Origin of the sequence: Deinococcus apachensis DSM 19763, from assembly GCF_000381345.1 — a bacterium.
Taxonomy (GTDB): domain Bacteria; phylum Deinococcota; class Deinococci; order Deinococcales; family Deinococcaceae; genus Deinococcus; species Deinococcus apachensis.
In genome coordinates, this window is sequence record NZ_KB906408.1 from 97978 (window position 1) to 112725 (window position 14748).

Annotated in this window: 19 protein-coding genes and 2 pseudogenes; 10 read left to right on the plus strand and 11 right to left on the minus strand. The window is 60.4% G+C overall.

Going from position 1 to position 14748, the window contains the following annotated elements; all coding sequences use genetic code 11:
* The first annotated feature begins 26 nt into the window (after positions 1–26).
* From F784_RS25400 to F784_RS27860, 4 genes are all read left to right on the plus strand, one after another.
* Complete coding sequence (locus F784_RS25400; protein ID WP_245557888.1) at positions 27–686, plus strand: integrase repeat-containing protein; 660 nt, start codon at positions 27–29, stop codon at positions 684–686.
* A 151-nt stretch (positions 687–837) separates the two neighbouring features.
* Positions 838–1221, plus strand: a complete 384-nt coding sequence (locus F784_RS0115150; protein WP_019587571.1) for a type IV pilin protein — start codon at positions 838–840, stop codon at positions 1219–1221.
* 344 nt (positions 1222–1565) lie between these two features.
* A complete protein-coding gene (locus tag F784_RS25405; RefSeq protein ID WP_169405694.1) occupies positions 1566–2657 on the plus strand; it encodes an O-antigen ligase family protein in 1092 nt (363 codons plus the stop codon).
* Positions 2654–3037 (plus strand): type II secretion system protein, encoded by a 384-nt coding sequence (locus tag F784_RS27860; protein WP_169405695.1) that lies wholly within the window; start codon positions 2654–2656, stop codon positions 3035–3037. The genes F784_RS25405 and F784_RS27860 overlap by 4 nt, the downstream gene beginning before the upstream one ends.
* A 54-nt stretch (positions 3038–3091) precedes the next feature.
* Here the strand turns inward: F784_RS27860 and F784_RS0115155 are convergent, their stop codons facing one another.
* Genes F784_RS0115155 through F784_RS0115165 form a run of 3 tightly spaced genes read right to left on the minus strand, consistent with a single transcriptional unit; the run spans position 3092 to position 4633 of the window.
* Positions 3092–3766, minus strand: a complete 675-nt coding sequence (locus F784_RS0115155; protein ID WP_019587572.1) for a site-specific integrase — start codon at positions 3764–3766, stop codon at positions 3092–3094.
* A complete protein-coding gene (locus F784_RS0115160; RefSeq protein WP_026332509.1) occupies positions 3751–4419 on the minus strand; it encodes a phage integrase SAM-like domain-containing protein in 669 nt (222 codons plus the stop codon). Before F784_RS0115160 ends, F784_RS0115155 begins: the two co-directional genes overlap by 16 nt.
* A 1-nt stretch (position 4420) precedes the next feature.
* Positions 4421–4633 (minus strand): helix-turn-helix domain-containing protein, encoded by a 213-nt coding sequence (locus tag F784_RS0115165; protein WP_019587573.1) that lies wholly within the window; start codon positions 4631–4633, stop codon positions 4421–4423.
* Between the two features lie 142 nt (positions 4634–4775).
* Here F784_RS0115165 and F784_RS23315 point away from each other — a divergent pair, with 142 nt between their 5' ends.
* From F784_RS23315 to F784_RS26290, 5 genes and pseudogenes are all read left to right on the plus strand, one after another.
* Positions 4776–5246 carry a hypothetical protein gene (locus tag F784_RS23315; RefSeq protein WP_019587574.1) on the plus strand — a complete coding sequence of 157 codons (471 nt, stop codon included), beginning with the start codon at positions 4776–4778 and terminating at the stop codon, positions 5244–5246.
* Positions 5247–5305: 59 nt separating this feature from the next.
* Positions 5306–6034, plus strand: a complete 729-nt coding sequence (locus F784_RS0115175) for a hypothetical protein (RefSeq protein WP_157465290.1) — start codon at positions 5306–5308, stop codon at positions 6032–6034.
* Between the two features lie 242 nt (positions 6035–6276).
* Positions 6277–6480, plus strand: a pseudogene (locus F784_RS27865) (hypothetical protein); the annotation flags it as partial.
* A gap of 30 nt (positions 6481–6510) precedes the next feature.
* On the plus strand, positions 6511–6789 hold the full coding sequence (locus tag F784_RS0115180; RefSeq protein WP_019587576.1) for a hypothetical protein: 279 nt from the start codon (positions 6511–6513) through the stop codon (positions 6787–6789).
* Between the two features lie 302 nt (positions 6790–7091).
* Positions 7092–7622, plus strand: coding sequence for a hypothetical protein (locus F784_RS26290; protein WP_157465291.1), 531 nt, complete (start codon positions 7092–7094; stop codon positions 7620–7622).
* Between the two features lie 115 nt (positions 7623–7737).
* Here the strand turns inward: F784_RS26290 and F784_RS0115185 are convergent, their stop codons facing one another.
* From F784_RS0115185 to F784_RS0115210, 5 genes are all read right to left on the minus strand, one after another.
* Positions 7738–8817, minus strand: coding sequence for an AAA family ATPase (locus tag F784_RS0115185; RefSeq protein WP_019587577.1), 1080 nt, complete (start codon positions 8815–8817; stop codon positions 7738–7740).
* A 3-nt stretch (positions 8818–8820) separates the two neighbouring features.
* A complete protein-coding gene (locus F784_RS0115190) occupies positions 8821–10002 on the minus strand; it encodes a hypothetical protein (protein WP_019587578.1) in 1182 nt (393 codons plus the stop codon).
* Entirely contained in the window at positions 9999–10472 is a 474-nt protein-coding gene (locus F784_RS23320; protein WP_019587579.1) for a helix-turn-helix domain-containing protein, read from the minus strand. The genes F784_RS0115190 and F784_RS23320 overlap by 4 nt, the downstream gene beginning before the upstream one ends.
* A 169-nt stretch (positions 10473–10641) precedes the next feature.
* Positions 10642–10914, minus strand: coding sequence for a hypothetical protein (locus tag F784_RS0115205; protein ID WP_019587581.1), 273 nt, complete (start codon positions 10912–10914; stop codon positions 10642–10644).
* Between the two features lie 178 nt (positions 10915–11092).
* Complete coding sequence (locus F784_RS0115210) at positions 11093–11311, minus strand: hypothetical protein (protein ID WP_019587582.1); 219 nt, start codon at positions 11309–11311, stop codon at positions 11093–11095.
* Between the two features lie 957 nt (positions 11312–12268).
* Between F784_RS0115210 and F784_RS27205 the strand changes: the two genes are divergently transcribed.
* Positions 12269–12433 (plus strand): hypothetical protein, encoded by a 165-nt coding sequence (locus tag F784_RS27205; RefSeq protein ID WP_245557898.1) that lies wholly within the window; start codon positions 12269–12271, stop codon positions 12431–12433.
* 109 nt (positions 12434–12542) lie between these two features.
* Here the strand turns inward: F784_RS27205 and F784_RS25410 are convergent.
* From F784_RS25410 to F784_RS0115230, 3 genes and pseudogenes are all read right to left on the minus strand, one after another.
* Positions 12543–12883 (minus strand): annotated as a pseudogene (locus tag F784_RS25410) (DDE-type integrase/transposase/recombinase); the annotation flags it as partial.
* Positions 12884–12926: 43 nt separating this feature from the next.
* Positions 12927–13772 (minus strand): carboxypeptidase-like regulatory domain-containing protein, encoded by an 846-nt coding sequence (locus F784_RS0115225; RefSeq protein ID WP_019587585.1) that lies wholly within the window; start codon positions 13770–13772, stop codon positions 12927–12929.
* Positions 13772–14662 carry a hypothetical protein gene (locus tag F784_RS0115230; protein ID WP_019587586.1) on the minus strand — a complete coding sequence of 297 codons (891 nt, stop codon included), beginning with the start codon at positions 14660–14662 and terminating at the stop codon, positions 13772–13774. The genes F784_RS0115225 and F784_RS0115230 overlap by 1 nt, the downstream gene beginning before the upstream one ends.
* Positions 14663–14748 lie beyond the last annotated feature (86 nt).

Consider the following 14748-nt stretch of genomic DNA (forward strand, 5'->3'; position numbering starts at 1 on the left):
CTGCACTCCTCCCCCTTGCCGAGGCCATGCAACTCGCGCAGGCCCAGGGGTACCGAACCCTTGCCGAGTATCGTGCCTGCTGCCACGAGATCCCCGGCCTGCCCAGCAACCCCGACCGGGACTACCCGGACTTTCCGGGATGGGGAACGTTCCTGGGCACTGGAAAAGCGCGGCGCAAGCAGCGGCAGGCACTGCCGTTTTTGGAAGCCCAAGCTCTCGCCCGCGAACTCGGCCTGAAGTCTCGTCAGGACTACATGGAACGCTTAGAGCAGGATGACCGTCTGCCCCACCACCCCACCTCGTTTCCACAGTGGCAAGGCTGGGAGGCGTTCCTTGGGCTGGAGCCACAGGCATTCACGTACGAGGATGCTCGACACGCCGTCCGCGAGCTGGGCATCCGGACGGCGCGGGAATATCACCAGCGCTACCGCGAGCATCCCGGTCTTCCGAGTACTCCAGCCAGCGTGTACCCGGAATGGACGACCTGGAGTGACTTCTTAGGCGAGCGCCCTTCTCGCTATTTAGCCTACGGTGAGGCAAGCCGGGCTGCGCGAGCGGCGGGCATCCGCACTTTTCGTGAGTACGCCAGCAGATACAAGGAGGTGCCAGGCCTGCCCTCGACGCCAAACCAGACCTATTCCGAATGGGAGGGATGGGCATCCTTCCTGGCAGTGGATGGGGGGTAGGTACCCCCATTTGCGATTTTTCTAGTGAGAGTTCTGTCAGGGTCTCTGCGTAATCTCTTAATTGTGAAGGCGGCAGAAAGTCGGCCTCACAAGCAATAAAGGGCCAGGGAGCTTACCTTCCTTAATTTCTGCCGCTGGCCGAGGAGAGAATATGAAGAACGGAACTCAAGGCTTCACCCTGATCGAGCTGCTCATTGTAATCGCCATCATCGGAATCCTGGCCGCAGTGCTGATCCCCAACCTGCTGAACGCCCGCAAGTCGGCGAACAACACGGCGGCTCAGAGCTACCTGCGTAACGCCGTGACCGCTGCTGAATCCGCTCGCTCGAACGGTATTTCCATCGCCTCCACTGCCACCGACTGCACTAGCAGTGACCTCCTTGGCGGCTCCCTCCCCAGCAGCGTCACGACCTGCAAGATCGCCCAGAACGCGAATGGCACTGTTGGATACGTGACCTCCAGCAACAACCAGAACTACCAGTTCAACGGTAGCACGGTGGTCTCTGGCACCGCTGCTCTGCCCAGCATGCCCTGATCCTCACCTATATAAGTTGGCCCCGTTAAATGACGGGGTCTTTTTTTGTAAGGGAACGAGCATTGATGAAAGTCTATAACTTCTTGCTGGTAACCTTTATACCAATCCTAGCCTTCATGCTTATTCCACAATTAAATTCGTCTATCTCTTCTAATCTATATAGCCCTCGCATAATCATTACACCAATTTTTGTAATACTGGGCAGCCTAATTCTATTTTTTGTACGAACTCGTGGACAATCTATAATTTCTCAAATAAAGAATATAAGACGGCTTTCCTTCATCCCACTAGTACCTACCCTGATCTACATTACATGGACGTGTATTTCTTCTTTGCTTTCCCCTATGGCTGGTTACGCCTGGCTAGGCTTTCCATTGCTACAGTTCGGAAGCGTTATGATCATAAGTAGTATTATCTTGTCAGCCTTATACTCACAACTTGTTCTTCGCAATATTGTAATACAAACTCTTACGGCAACTACCTCTATTATGCTGCTTCTCACCATATTAGAAAGTATAGGATTGAGACCTCTAGCATCTTGGATTCACTCAGGAACCATCAGCTACCCAGCAGCCACCGTAGGACATCGTCAGCATTTGGCCGGGTGGTACGCAATCATGTCTCTTGCCCCTGTTTTTATCTATCGCAACCGCAGACTCGATCCTTGGTTCTGGGTTTGGCTGCTATCGGCCTTCGCTGGAGTGAGTCTTTGTACAACCTCTTCAGCAACGCTTGGTGTTGTCATAGGACTCCTTGGGTGGTTTTTCGTAAATATCAGACGATTCAAACTACCCTTGCTGGCTATTATGGCATTTATTTTCATGACGTTAACACTTCCCTTAGCAGCCAATACGCTGTCGAGTGTCCTAAATACAACTAGCAGCAATTTTAAAGACTATAGATCCACCTCTACCATTAAAACGAGGCTATACATGTGGAGTGCGGCTTTTAGTGCGGCACTACAACGCCCATTCTTCGGCTGGGGAGACGAAACGTTTGCCTTTCAAGTGTTCGAGCATCTCAAAGAAAAGGACGCCGCCAGCCTGTTTCTTGCAGAACTCAGCCTACCCTCGACTTACAAAGTCGTTCATAAGGGCTTTACCTACTACACCTTTGATCCAAAGGGAAACGACAAACAAACCGGTAGTCTTATTTATTTGAGAGCACACGGCATCATATTCGATGAGATGTACTCAAGAGGGATTATAGGATTTATAGTTTTTTGTAGTATGATTCTTTCTCTTATATTATATGTTCACAAAAGAGATCCAAAAAGTTTGCCGCTATTTATAGCTTCTGCGTCACCGTATATGATTTATCTCCTTGCTTGGTTTTATGTGCCTACCGTTACCCCCTTTTACCTTATCATTATAGGATTGATGATAAGTAGTATAGATTCTCCTTTAGAGGAGAAAACACAAACGGTAGTCAGATGAGCAGAGCAAATATACAGGCGTTTACTCTACTCGAGGTGTTGCTTACAGCATCTATTCTGCTAATACTTCTCGGCCTTCTCATACCAAACCTTATTAAGGCGCGAGCTGCCGCAAATAACAGCAGTGCCCAAAGTTTAGCCAGAAATATTACTAACATGGCCGAAATACATAGACCAGAAAACCCTGGTGCATTGATTATGTCAAGGACTGGTTGTGCACCAACACTAATCTCTTCCCTACCCAGCGAGGTTAGGTCTTGCCAAGTTTATCAGGACAACAATTCAACCTATGTTTTAACAGAATCTACTTCAGATAGGTATTACTATTTTGATGGTCAAAAAATACGAGGGCCTCTCATATCGATACCCTCAGATTGGTAGAATTCTACAGACCATTCATGCTTGATTAGTGTGCTTTTCCCTGCAACAGTCGCCTTAATTAACTGCTGAAGGCATGACCCCCTGGGCGGGCCGCAATTCTTCAAACAAGTCCACCACCAACGCCCGCCGTTCGTTGTCCAGCACATGCCGGTACACGTCGAGGGTTATGGACACCCGCGCGTGCCCCAGCACTTTCGACACCACTTCCACCGGCACGCCCCGCCGTAGGGCCAGTGTGGCGTAGGTGTGCCGGAGGTCATGGGGGGAGATCATCGGCAGGGCCTCCCCTGCCCGTACTGTCGCCATGAGGGTCGCCCGGTGTTCACGGGGCACACCCTTCCAGACCCAGGGCTTATCCGCCTCGCGTTGGAGAATCGCCAAGTCTGACCATTCGACGACCTTCTGCACGGCCCGCTTTAGGTTGTCCGGGTGGGTCCAGTCCCCCAGCGCGGTAGCAAACACAGCCCCAGTCCCCACCCATGCGCTCCCCGCCTTGGCACGCGCGGCTTCCTGAGCCTTCAGGTGCTCCCGGAGCACGACCACGAGGGAGCCGGGCAGGTGAATGTCCCGGCGAGAGTTAACTGTCTTGGGGTCGCCCGTCTCGATCTCCTCCTCACCCATCACGCGGGTCTGCCGGACGCGCAGAATGCGCCTGTCGAGGTCCACGTCTGCCCAGGTCAGCCCCATGACCTCCCCGCGCCGCAGACCCACACTCAGGGCCGTGAACACGGCGGGCCACAGCCGCAGCAGGCCCGCCGCATGGAGCGCCGTCCCGATGGTGTGGAAGCGCGCGGCCTGCTCGAAGTCCAGGGGCTCCCCCGCTGACTCATGCCGGGGGCCTTCACCCGCTTCACGCCCTCCAGTGGGTTCACGTAGATGACCTGATCGTGTACCGCCGCCCGGAACACCGAGCGCAGCCGGGTCAGGACGTGGGCCTGAGTGCGGGGGGACATGGGACGTTTCGTGCGCTCCAGCGGCTCCCGGTTGAGCGTCACCATGAGGTCTTTCAGGTGGTGGGGCCGGACTTCCTGAATACGCAGGTCCCCCAGGTGCTTCAGAGCGTAGTCCAGTTCCTCCCCGTACCGCTTGGCCGTGCGGGGCGTGACTTCCAGTTGCCGCCGCTTCCAGCGTTCCGCGTACTCCCTCACGGTCACTTTCTCGGGGGCACCGATCAGGCCGCGTGCGAAGTCCACCTGGACTTTCTGCATGGCCGCATGTGCCGCGCCCTTGGTCGCCGCACGCCCCGACCGGGCAATCCGCTTCCCGTCTGCCTTGTAGCCCAAAGTGACCTGCCAGCGGTACACGTCCCCTTCCTGCCAGACGGTGCCCTGCCCGTTCCCGCGCTCCTTGGTCTTGCGTTCCTCGGCCTTCTTGCGTGGCATGTCAGCCCTCCTTCCTGGGCACGGCTACGAGTTCCAGGCCCAGCGCGTCGAGCACGTCCATAAGGCTGTCCGGCATGGTGCCCCGCTTGCCGCTGAGTACCTGGGCAAGAGAAGGGGGCTTGATGCCTAGCCGCCGCGCCAGCTCTGCCTGAGTCACGCCCTGCCGGTTCATCTCCTCGCGTATCTGCACCCGGATTCTTGCGTTCACGTCCATAACCCCCTGAGTCTACGTTAGGCACTATGCCTATTGACATTGTTAGGCATAGTGCCTAATCTGTCAATCAGCAGAAGGGGCGCTTCCCCGTCGAAAGAGAGCGCCCCATCTGACTCCCCCCGAGCAGTCGAAAGGAAGCACCATGAACAATACCAGCCCCGTCAGCGTCACCCGCACCTGGGAGGTCGCCCTGTATGGCAACTATGGGGACGGCCCCAGCGCCCGTGTCTACCTGGGCAAGCGCACCGTCACCCTCAGCGGTGGGCGTGACGCTCGCGGCCAGCTCCTCCCCATCGTCGCCCAGGTCAACGGCTGCGAGGTCAGCGAGGAGGAGGCCGTCAGCCTGCTCAACTGGGGCAAGCGGGAGGGCCGTGTCACCCTGCTCAGCGAAGAGCGTACCGTGCCCACCATCGGCAAGTGCCGCGCCCATGAGCTGCACCGGCTCATGGGTCTGCTCGGCCTCCCCGGCGCGCAGCATTACTCGCTGGCTGCCGCTGCTCTGGGCGAGTGGACGCCGCTGGGGAGCCTGGCAGAACTGACTGAACAGGAGGCCCGTACTGTCTGGCAGCACGTGTGCTCCCTCTACCCCAGCGCCCGAACGCTGGCGGCCTAACCCCCTCTGGGCCTGTCCAACTTAGACGGGCAGGCCCGCCTTATCCGGAGGAACCACACATGACCACGACCGAACAGAACCGGCCCACCTCCACCGACCGCACCCTGCCTGTCCCCTGGGAGATGTGCGATATGTGTGGCCGGGTCCCCGCCCTGCCTGCCCCTGGCACCCTCGGCACCCTTTGCCCCGACTGCGCGCGCCTGCAAGCCCTCACCGAAGCTGCCGACCAATCTCTCATCGACTCTGTAGGCCCGCACTTAGGCGCCTGGGTAGCTCATTGGCAGCGCGCAGGCGTGTCCCTGCGCGAGCTGATGGGCGTAATTGAGAACGCCGCGGACTACCACACCCGAAGTGACCTTGCCGAGCCCCGCCGCTTTGCCACCCTCCGGGCGCTGGGCATGAAGTATGCGCCGCCTGCCGTCACCCCTGCGCTGCCCGCCCACGTGACGCTCGACGTGGCCGCGCTGCCCGTGATCGAGGGGCACATGATCTATGCGGACACCTACCCCGGCAATGGGAAGCCGTACCGCCTGAACGTGTTCACGGTGCGCCTGCCGAACGGCGAGCGAGACGAGGGGCGGATCATTCACCCCGGCCCTGACGCCCTGCTCATGCTGAACGCCACGCCCCAGGGGGACGCAGTGCTCTACCTGACCGGGATGCACGGGCAGCTCTTCCCCGCCGACTACCCGGACGTGCTGCGCTGCTCGCACGCGCTGAGGGTGCCCCCACAGTTCCTCCCCGCCGTGCGCGAGGCCCTAGGCTACTGGGACGCGACCGACAACTGAACGCCTAACCTCTCCCGCCTTTCCCTCCGGTACCGCATCACCCTAAGTAGTCCCCGCCGCGCCCTGCCCCTGACCCCGGGGGTGGGGCATTCCTCTCTCCGCCCCCCCCGTACCCCCGACCTTTGACCCCCACCCGGCCACTTGTCCCTCTAAGTGGCCTCTCGTTTTTCACCGCTATAAGTGCCCTACGCGCGAGCCCCAAGCGTGCCACGCCTGCAAGTGCGGGAGTTTACCCTGCCTACATGACCAGGAACCCTGATCAGCACGATGAAACGCCCCGCCAGGACCCGCAGGAATCGCAGGGGGTGAACGCGCGCACATGGACCCCTGCACAGCGGCAACGCAGCCGGAGGAAGGCCGCCTTCCTCCGGGCTCTTCAGGAACAAGGGAGCATTCAAGCCGCGTGTCTGGCATCCGGGGTTCACGACACCACCGTCTGGAGGTGGCGTAAACAGTACCCGGCCTTTGACCGGGCCGTGACGGAGTTTGTTGAGGGGGTCCGGGAGCAGCGACTTGTCGAAAGCCTGTACCGGATTGCCACCAGTGAGGACCCGAAGATGGCGAACGCCGCTGCAAAGGCGGGGGAGTTCCTGCTCAAGGCCTGGAACCGGGAGAAGTGGGGCGACCGACAGAAGATCGAGACCACCCAGACCGTGAACCACATGGTGCAGATCAGCCTGGATGTACGCGACACGTTCAGGGCCGAGCAACAGGCCAAGTTGGAGGCGCTACGGGCCCGCACGCTGGAGGGGTGAGGGGAAAACTGCCCCGTATTGGGGCGGCTTCCCTTCTTTCACCCTCCCGCGCGAACCTCTAGAGTGAAAACATGTACTTAAATAGGACGGATGACATCCCTCTCCTTAGCCTGCCGGAAAGGTACGGAATTAAGCAGCAGCTTATTTATGATGCCATGGTATTGAATCACGAAGCATTTGTTGCTTCGTTTGAGGATGTCCTTTATTGACTTAACAACATCCGTCAATTTCAGGACTTGGATGACGGAACCGGCATCTCTGTAATTCCGAACCGCGGCAGAGTCCTAAGTAGCATATGGAATATGATCAACTGTGCCGATAGAGCGCAAGAGTTAGTAGGTCACCTTCGCTTGAAAGGCAGGTCAAAGATGCAAAGCTACATAACGTTTAAAAAAGTCGTGCCAACTGTTGGAAAACTCCGCAATATATCTCAACACTTAGGTGGGGAAATCATAAAGCTTGAGGAGCCGGGATTACCAAGCTGGGGCGTGGTAAGCTGGAGACAACTAATAGATGCGGAACCTCCTTTCATTAGGGAACTGTATATGATTCCTGGTGGGCTAGGTCAGAACCCCGTCAGCTTTGAGTGTTCGGCGCCGGATAATTTTCTTATATATGGCTCCGTTTTTAACATAAAGGTTAAATACGGTGGATTTTCAATGAATATTTGCGAGCTTTATGAAATCCTAGAGGATCTTTTCAAGGAAATTAAAATTAAGTTGTGGTTATCATTTGATTCATCTGATACTTATCAAGCTACAGCGCATAATCTTGTGTTTTTCATGGATCCTAAAAAATTGAAGCAGGACGATTCAAGCAAATTTACCGAATAGGCCCCGGGCGAGGCACGCGCTACCACTTGCCCGGCACCTCCCCAGCTTCCCCGTCTGCATTAGTGGTAGGCAAGCTTTCCCGGCAGACCTCCTCTGCCACAAATAAAACGCTGTTCTATACGGCTGCCAGGCTATTTGTGGCAGTCTGGCAGTCCATATCAAAGGCCGCCTTGAGCCGGTACGCTTTCGGCGCTCCCCGCTTGGCTTCCTTCACCTCTTCCAAGCGGTCCCACATCAGGCCCAGCGCACGGCGCACCGCGTCCTGGGCCGCCCGCTCCCGCAGGTTCCCGCGCTCGATAGCGAGAGCCACCAGTTCCGCGTGAGGCACCACGACGCTCCCACTGCCCTGAAGGTGCGCTATGACTGCCGCGGTCGCCCGCCCGCCGCGCGTGTCTTGGGCGTCGTCGTCGGGCAGGTCACACGGCTCCAGATGGACCGCGACCGCATGCCCCTCGTCGTCCTCTGTGCGGCTCACCTGCACCCCGAAGGCGTATCCGGAGCGGGAGAAGCTGGCCTTTCGTACTTCCCAGCGCAGCACGTCCCGCCCTTGCACCGTGTCCGGCTGTACGCGGGTCAGTAGGTGGACTGCGCGGGCCTGGGCACTCTTCCCCGTGCTGCCCATGATGCCCCGCTCGCCTTCCTTCTCCCCAGGTCCCTTCTTGGGCAGGTGGTCCGTCACGATCACCGCCGCACCGGTCTGCGCCGCAAAGTCTCGTAGGGCGAGCATAGGCCGCAGGGCCTGATCCAGCTTGTTCCCGTCGATGCCTGGGAAGGTGGACATGAAGCTGTCCACGATCACGCACCGCGCCCCGCTTTCCCGCGCCAAGTTGAGCAGGTCGCCCAGCTCCTCCGGTGACAGGCCCGTCCCCGTACTCTCCAGCACCCGCACACCGCGCAAGTCACCGTCCGGGTAGGTCTCTCGGTGTTGTTCCAGCCAGTAGCGCACAGGCCGGGACTGTCCGTCCGCCGCGTCCGTATTCAGGTAGATCACCGGCCCCGCCTGCACAGCCCGGCCCAGGAAGTCCCCACGACCATCGGGGCGCGTCATCTGCCAGGCCAGCCCGGTTAAGAGCGTGGTCTTACCCACGCCTTCCCGAGCGCCTAGAAAGGTCACGTAGCCGAAGGGGACGAGGTCCGGCACGAGGAAGTCAATCCGCTCTAGGGGCAGGGTCAGGTCAATTTCCTTGAGCGGCACGCCTTACCAGCCGCCCTTCCGGTATGAACTGCCAGACTGCCAGGCATCCCCTTGAGCCGCGCCCAGAGCAAGAAAGCTTTGTGGCAGGGTAGGACTGCTACAAATACTGGACTGCCAGGAATCCGCCCCAGCCACCAGGTCGAGCAGCCGCAGGCCCAGCGCTTCCATCCCTTCACTCCCAGCGAGGTCACAGAAGTCCCCACAGGGGAGCGGCGCTAGCCGTCGCACCTCAGCAGCACCCGCAGCTCGTGCAAGCTTTCCTACCCGCTCCAGGCAGGCCGTGCCCGCTTCGTCGGGATCGGCGTACAGGAACACCGGTTTCCCCTCCAGGCCTTCAAGGAAGGGCGTTCCACCGGCCCCCGCTAGCCCTTGTACGTCCAGCCGCACACCGACTGCTTCCAGGGCCCGCGCCGCTGACGCACCGTTCAATTCCCCTTCTACGAGCAGCACGCTGTCCCCGCTCCCATAATCGGGCGAGCACCATGCGGGTGCCCCGTGCTTCCCCAACCGGTACACGTACCGGTCCAGGCCCGCCGCCCGCAATCGGTCCACGGTACTCGCGTTCCGCACCTTCAGACCCCAGGGCTGCCCATCCGGTCCGCGGACAAGGAAGGCCAGCGCCCCACTGTGGGCGAGCCGTCTCCCGTCCGGCGTGATGAAGTCTCGGCGCAGCTTCCCGCACTCCAAGCCTGCCCAGTCGAGCAGGCCCCGGGTGAGGAGTTCACAGGCCGCGCCGTCCCCTTCCCGCAGGGGGGCGAGTAGTCGCCGCACCCGCCGTTCCTCTGCCTCGTTAAGAGGAGCGCAGCGGGCCAGCACTGCCCGCGCCTCCCCCAGCGGGTCGCTGTCCGATTTCGACAGTGGACGCCCCTGATGTGGTGTCCAGCCGTCAAGGGACACGCCTGCCAGTCGGTGCAACTCTTCCCGGGCCTGAATATCCGAGTACCCGAAGGCCAGCAGCAGGTCATAGGCGGTCCCACTTGCTCCGTCCCCACCAAATCGCTTCCAGCGCCAGATCTGCCCGTCAAGACGCACGCTAAAGGAGGGGTTGCGTTCCTCCCAACTGGGGCGAGGGTCGCAGATGACGCCACCCCGTTCCCGTGTCAGGCCGCGCACCGCTTCCCCGCCCCGTTCCCGCGCGATCAAATCAGGCAGGTTCACCCGCTCCAGCACCTCGCGCAGCTTCACGAGCGCACCCCCTCGTCACCTTCAGGCGTCAGGGGCGCGTAAAGCATTTGGTAGTCGAGAGAGAGCCGCCCTAATTCCAGGTAGAGAGCTTCGGCACGGTCATAGTCCCGGACGCGCAAGGCGTCGAGGAGACCCGCATACAACGGCAGGGCCGGGTCCGTGAAGTACGTTTCAAAGGCCAGCACTACCGGCTGGGCCCGAGCTTTCCACATCTCCCCTGGGAGAACACGCTCCCGCCACCTCCGCACGGCCAGCAGGCGCCGCGCCTCGTACATGGCAGCCATGAGGTGCGGAGGGTGTGGGAGTCGCGCCGTGTAGCGGGCCACGCCGTCCGGGGACACGTGCAGCCGCCCACCTTCTCGCACAGCCTCCAGCTTCCCCGCCCGGATCAGCTTCCGTACAGCCGCTGGGTCCTTGTAAAGCTGTTCCGCGGCTGCTGCGACCGTGAGCCGACTATCAGTCGGAGTCACGCTTCCACCTTTCCCGCCACCTGAGGCAGTTCCTGCAGCAGGTGAAGCGCCGCCGTGTTCCCCTTCAACGCCTCAAGGGTGAGGAAGGCCCGCAGGGCGGCCAGCTTCACGGCAGGGGGTAGAATGTCCAGCGGAGCCCACGCGCCGCCCTCTCGCCCAGGGCGGCGCATCAGTTGGCCCTTTGCACGCTACCGACCAGCCACTCGCGCAGCGTGTCCGGAGTGAAGTCGCGTGCCAATTCCCAGAGGTCCCGGCGTTCCTCAGCCGCACGAACAAGCAGCAGGTCGAGATCAGCGCGGCGCACCAACCGCCGATCACCACGCCCTGATTTGCCGAGGGTGACGTGCGGCATCTTCTCCATCAGGGCGAAGGTGAGGTCACGCCCAAAGCCGGTTTGTTTACGAATGTCAGCCGCGCTCAATAGTTCAGGTGTCATGTCCATATACGCCTGTAGGGTGCGGCGGGGGCGCAGGTAACTTGGCACATACTCCGGTCCCCTTAATTCGCCGTTGCAGACAGTAGAGACCCATAGCACTCATGGGTTTCCGGTAGTAGCGGGCGGGGTGATCTCCTTTAATAAGCTGTGAATAAGGTCAGCGGGCGGTGGGGAGGAGGCTGGCTTACACCCAGACGTTGGTATCCCCCGTCGTGCCGCCCCCGTAGATCAGGCCGTCCTCCAGCTGGAACACCGCGTTGGTGGTGTCGGCCAGGTTCAGGTAGCCGTACCCGGTAGTGGGGTCGATGGCGTACCCGTAGGTCGCGCCCAGCTTGGCGAGCGCGGCGGTCAGGGCGGCGCCGGTCGCCGTCACCTCGAACACCATGAGGGCGGCCGTGTTCACGAAGTAGCGCTTGTTGATATCCCCGTCGTAAGGCGTGTCTTTCTACGTGAGGGTGGTCCAGATATGGGTAGCCATAGGGGCTCGTATCTCCTTTAATAAACTGTGAAGCCAGTAGGTCGTAGTGTCGCTGAGGTTGATGCAGGCGAAGGTAGACTCGTAAAGCGCGCCCGGCATAAAGGGGTGGCTGGACGATGTAAGCCGCATTTTCGCCTCTGCTGGCGCAGCTTTTCCGGCACAACTTCCGGTGTAGTAGCAGGTTAGTAGTGGCGAAAACAGGAGTAGGAGTGGGTAGGAGTGCCCGGAAGCGTAGAGGGGTAATTTCCGCTCCCAGCCGAGAGAAACCGGGAATGCTTAGAACAGGCTAGAAGCGGCCAGAAGTGCCACCGCGCCCGCCAAAACCGTAGGTCGTGGGTTCAAGTCCTTCAGGGCCCGCCAGAAAAATCCCCCGCTCCTGGCGGAGGTTTCTCTTTTTCCTTGAAGTCAATAAATTGCCAGAACCCCTCAGACGCAGGCCGCTGCAAGTGCAACCTGTCATCCATCAGCCACGTCCGGTTTTCTAGGATCGAGCGGATGAATAATGCTCTGTCATCTGCCGTCCGCCTCCACTTATGCCGTTCCCACTCCCCCTGGCTGAGCCGCGCCCTGCAGGCCAGCTTTTTGTTGTGCAGCCTGCTTGGACCCGCCTCAGCGAGCGGAAACGCGCCTCCGTCACCGGCTGAAGTCCTGGCTTTGTTAAAATCCACGGACGTGTGCATTGGCGAGGGTGCCACCGTCTCCTCCTCGGTAGACATCCCCAACACGTTCCTGATGTCCTACTCGGAGATGACGTACGACGTCACTCAGCGGCACCGGGAGGTACTGTACTTTGGGGGAGGGCAACACGGCAAGTGCAAAGTGTACACGCACATCGCATTGGCCTTTGATGGACGTGAGCCCCGTTTTTCGTACACCCTGCGAATGCAACTGATTCGTGATCCCTGGAGCAGCACGAACCCCGGCGTCGTCTGGGAAAGTGGGGCGGTGGGCATCGCCGACTCCATGGGAACGCTTGAAAATCTTCAGAGTGTAGTGGACGAGTTGTACGTGCGACTGCTCGCTGATTGGCGCCGTACTCACCCGTAAAGGACAACCCTCTGTAGAGGTCAGGTTCTAGCAACTTTGTTGACAAGCAGATCGACGTTAGTTGTAAGGCCGCTTGAAATTTAAGCGGCCTGCTGCACGACCTCACCCCCGCCTCCGTGTCCCGACGCGGCTGGAGCAGGAGGTCGAGCACCGCGCCGTGCTCATCTACGGCCCGCCATAACCAGTGCTTGACTCCTCCCAGCAGCGTGCACACCGCGTCGAGATGCCACCGCGAACCCCGACGGGCTTCGCGGTGACGCAGTTGTTCCATGAGGAGGGGAGCGAATTAAAGTTCCAATGCCGCAGTGTTTCGTGACTCACCTGGATGCCACGCTCGTGGAGGAACTCTTGAACGTCTCGCTGGTTGAGGGGGAAGCGGTGATAGAGCCACTGGGCGTAGCCGATGATGCTCAAGGGGAAACGGTGGCGGTACGGCTTACGGTCAGGCACAGCGCATCACCCAACTCGCCTTAAGTTGCCAGGATCCGGGAAACTACTTGGCCCGTGCTCCGAAGGAAAAGATGATGCCCTCGCGGCAGGTCTTGCGCTGAAAGAACCTCGTTACAGTGGTGGGGCCGTAGCTGCCGTACTTGAGTTCGTTGATCGGGGTGCTGCCCTGGTTGAGCCTTGCCGCCACCGCGACCTCGCGCAGCTTGCCCCCCGGCTCGACGAGCCACATCCTCACGTCGTACTGCCCGAGTGGCACCCAGGCACCCTGAAAAATGGCGAGGCCCGAACGCACGTCACCCGTCGTCATCGTCTCCTCGACGGTGGCACGATTGCCGCTCCACGTGGGGCCGCGCGGCGTGAGGCGCACCTTGACCGTCCACTTGGCGCGTGGCGTAAAGCCCGAGACGTAGAAATCGGGTAGGACCAGCCCCCACACCTCCTTGGGGAAGCGGAAGTCGCGGACAGCGTTATCGAACTGCCCGAACTTGCCCTCCTGCACGGGATCGAGTTCGGCGCAGAACGGCTCACCCTGGAACTTCACCGGGAGGAACGCGCCCGCCTGCCACAGCTTGGTGTTCTTGCCCTCCAGCGAGGTGCAGTGCCGGGTGTCCTTATAGGTCGTTCCAAAAACCTCGATGTCCTTGGCGACACAGGATGGCTGATCCTCGGGCGTGGGCATCGTGTAGCGGTAACGTCCGGCGCTGTCCGTCCTCATCGACGCGACGAAGCTCAGCCAGGAGTGGTCCGCGTCGAAGAAATCGACCTCGACGTTCGAAATTGGCTTTCCCTTGGCGTCTACCACGCGTCCCGTGACCGTGCCCCCTGCCGCCAGGCTAATCGTGGCGCTCAGGAGAGCGCCCAGGCACAGCAGCCCTCTGCGCGCATCCATCACTTCACCTCCACAAGTTCGAGCTTCGCGCCCGCTGTGCCGACCTTCGTCAGGACAGCCTCCTTGTCCTGCAGCAGGTTGCGGTCCACCCAATCGCCCTTGCTCACGTCCTCGTCGCCGTCCAGGTCCTGTACGGCGTAGACCGCGTAGCCCACGGTGCCGAGATCTTTCAGGGTGAAGGTCGCCGTCGAGCTCGCGCTCTCGATCACCGCCCCCTTCACGTCGTCCGAGTCGCAGTCCCCGTTCGGGCAGGCGATGATGACCGTGCCCTTCAGGGAGTGTCCCTTCGCGGCCGTGAGCGTGCCGGTGATGGTGCGGGGGGCGGACGCGGCAGGCTTGGTGACTACCGGGGTGGCGGGTTTAGCCGCGGGAGCCGCCGTGCCCGTGGAAGCGGCCTTGCCCTGACGGTAGTACGCCGTGGGCTGCCCCTTTCCGCTCACGTCGCCCAGGAACAGCGCCTCCTTGCCCGAGCTGTCCTTGCCGACCTTCCAGGTCCAGTCGGTGGAGTTGAGAGTGCCTTTCTTGACGTTCTTTGGATCACAGACGTAGTACTGGGCGTCGCCCCCGGCCGGTTTGAGGCTGAGCTTGCCCCCACTCACGGTAGCCTTGCCCTTCTCGGCGTTGTAGATCTTGCTGTCGCAGCCAGCGGTCTTTACCACCATTATTCCCACGTATTGGTACGAGCCGTCGGCGGCGAGCTTCAGGGTGAAACTGCTCGCCCGCGCGCTGGTCCACACGCCCGTGGAGATGTTCTCGTACCCCATGGTGGACGTGCTGCCCGAGTGCCACTCGCCCACGAGGCTGGCGGGGACGGCCCCGGCGCTCGCCTGGGTACTGAGGGAGAGGGAAAGGCCGAGCAGGGCGGTCATCGTTCTGATCGTTCGGTTCATGGGTCCCTCCGTCGCCTTCTAGCGTGCCCGGAGCGTACGGGGGGCCGGATGGCTGGCGAATGTTGCGGAGTAGGGGTGGGGCTCTC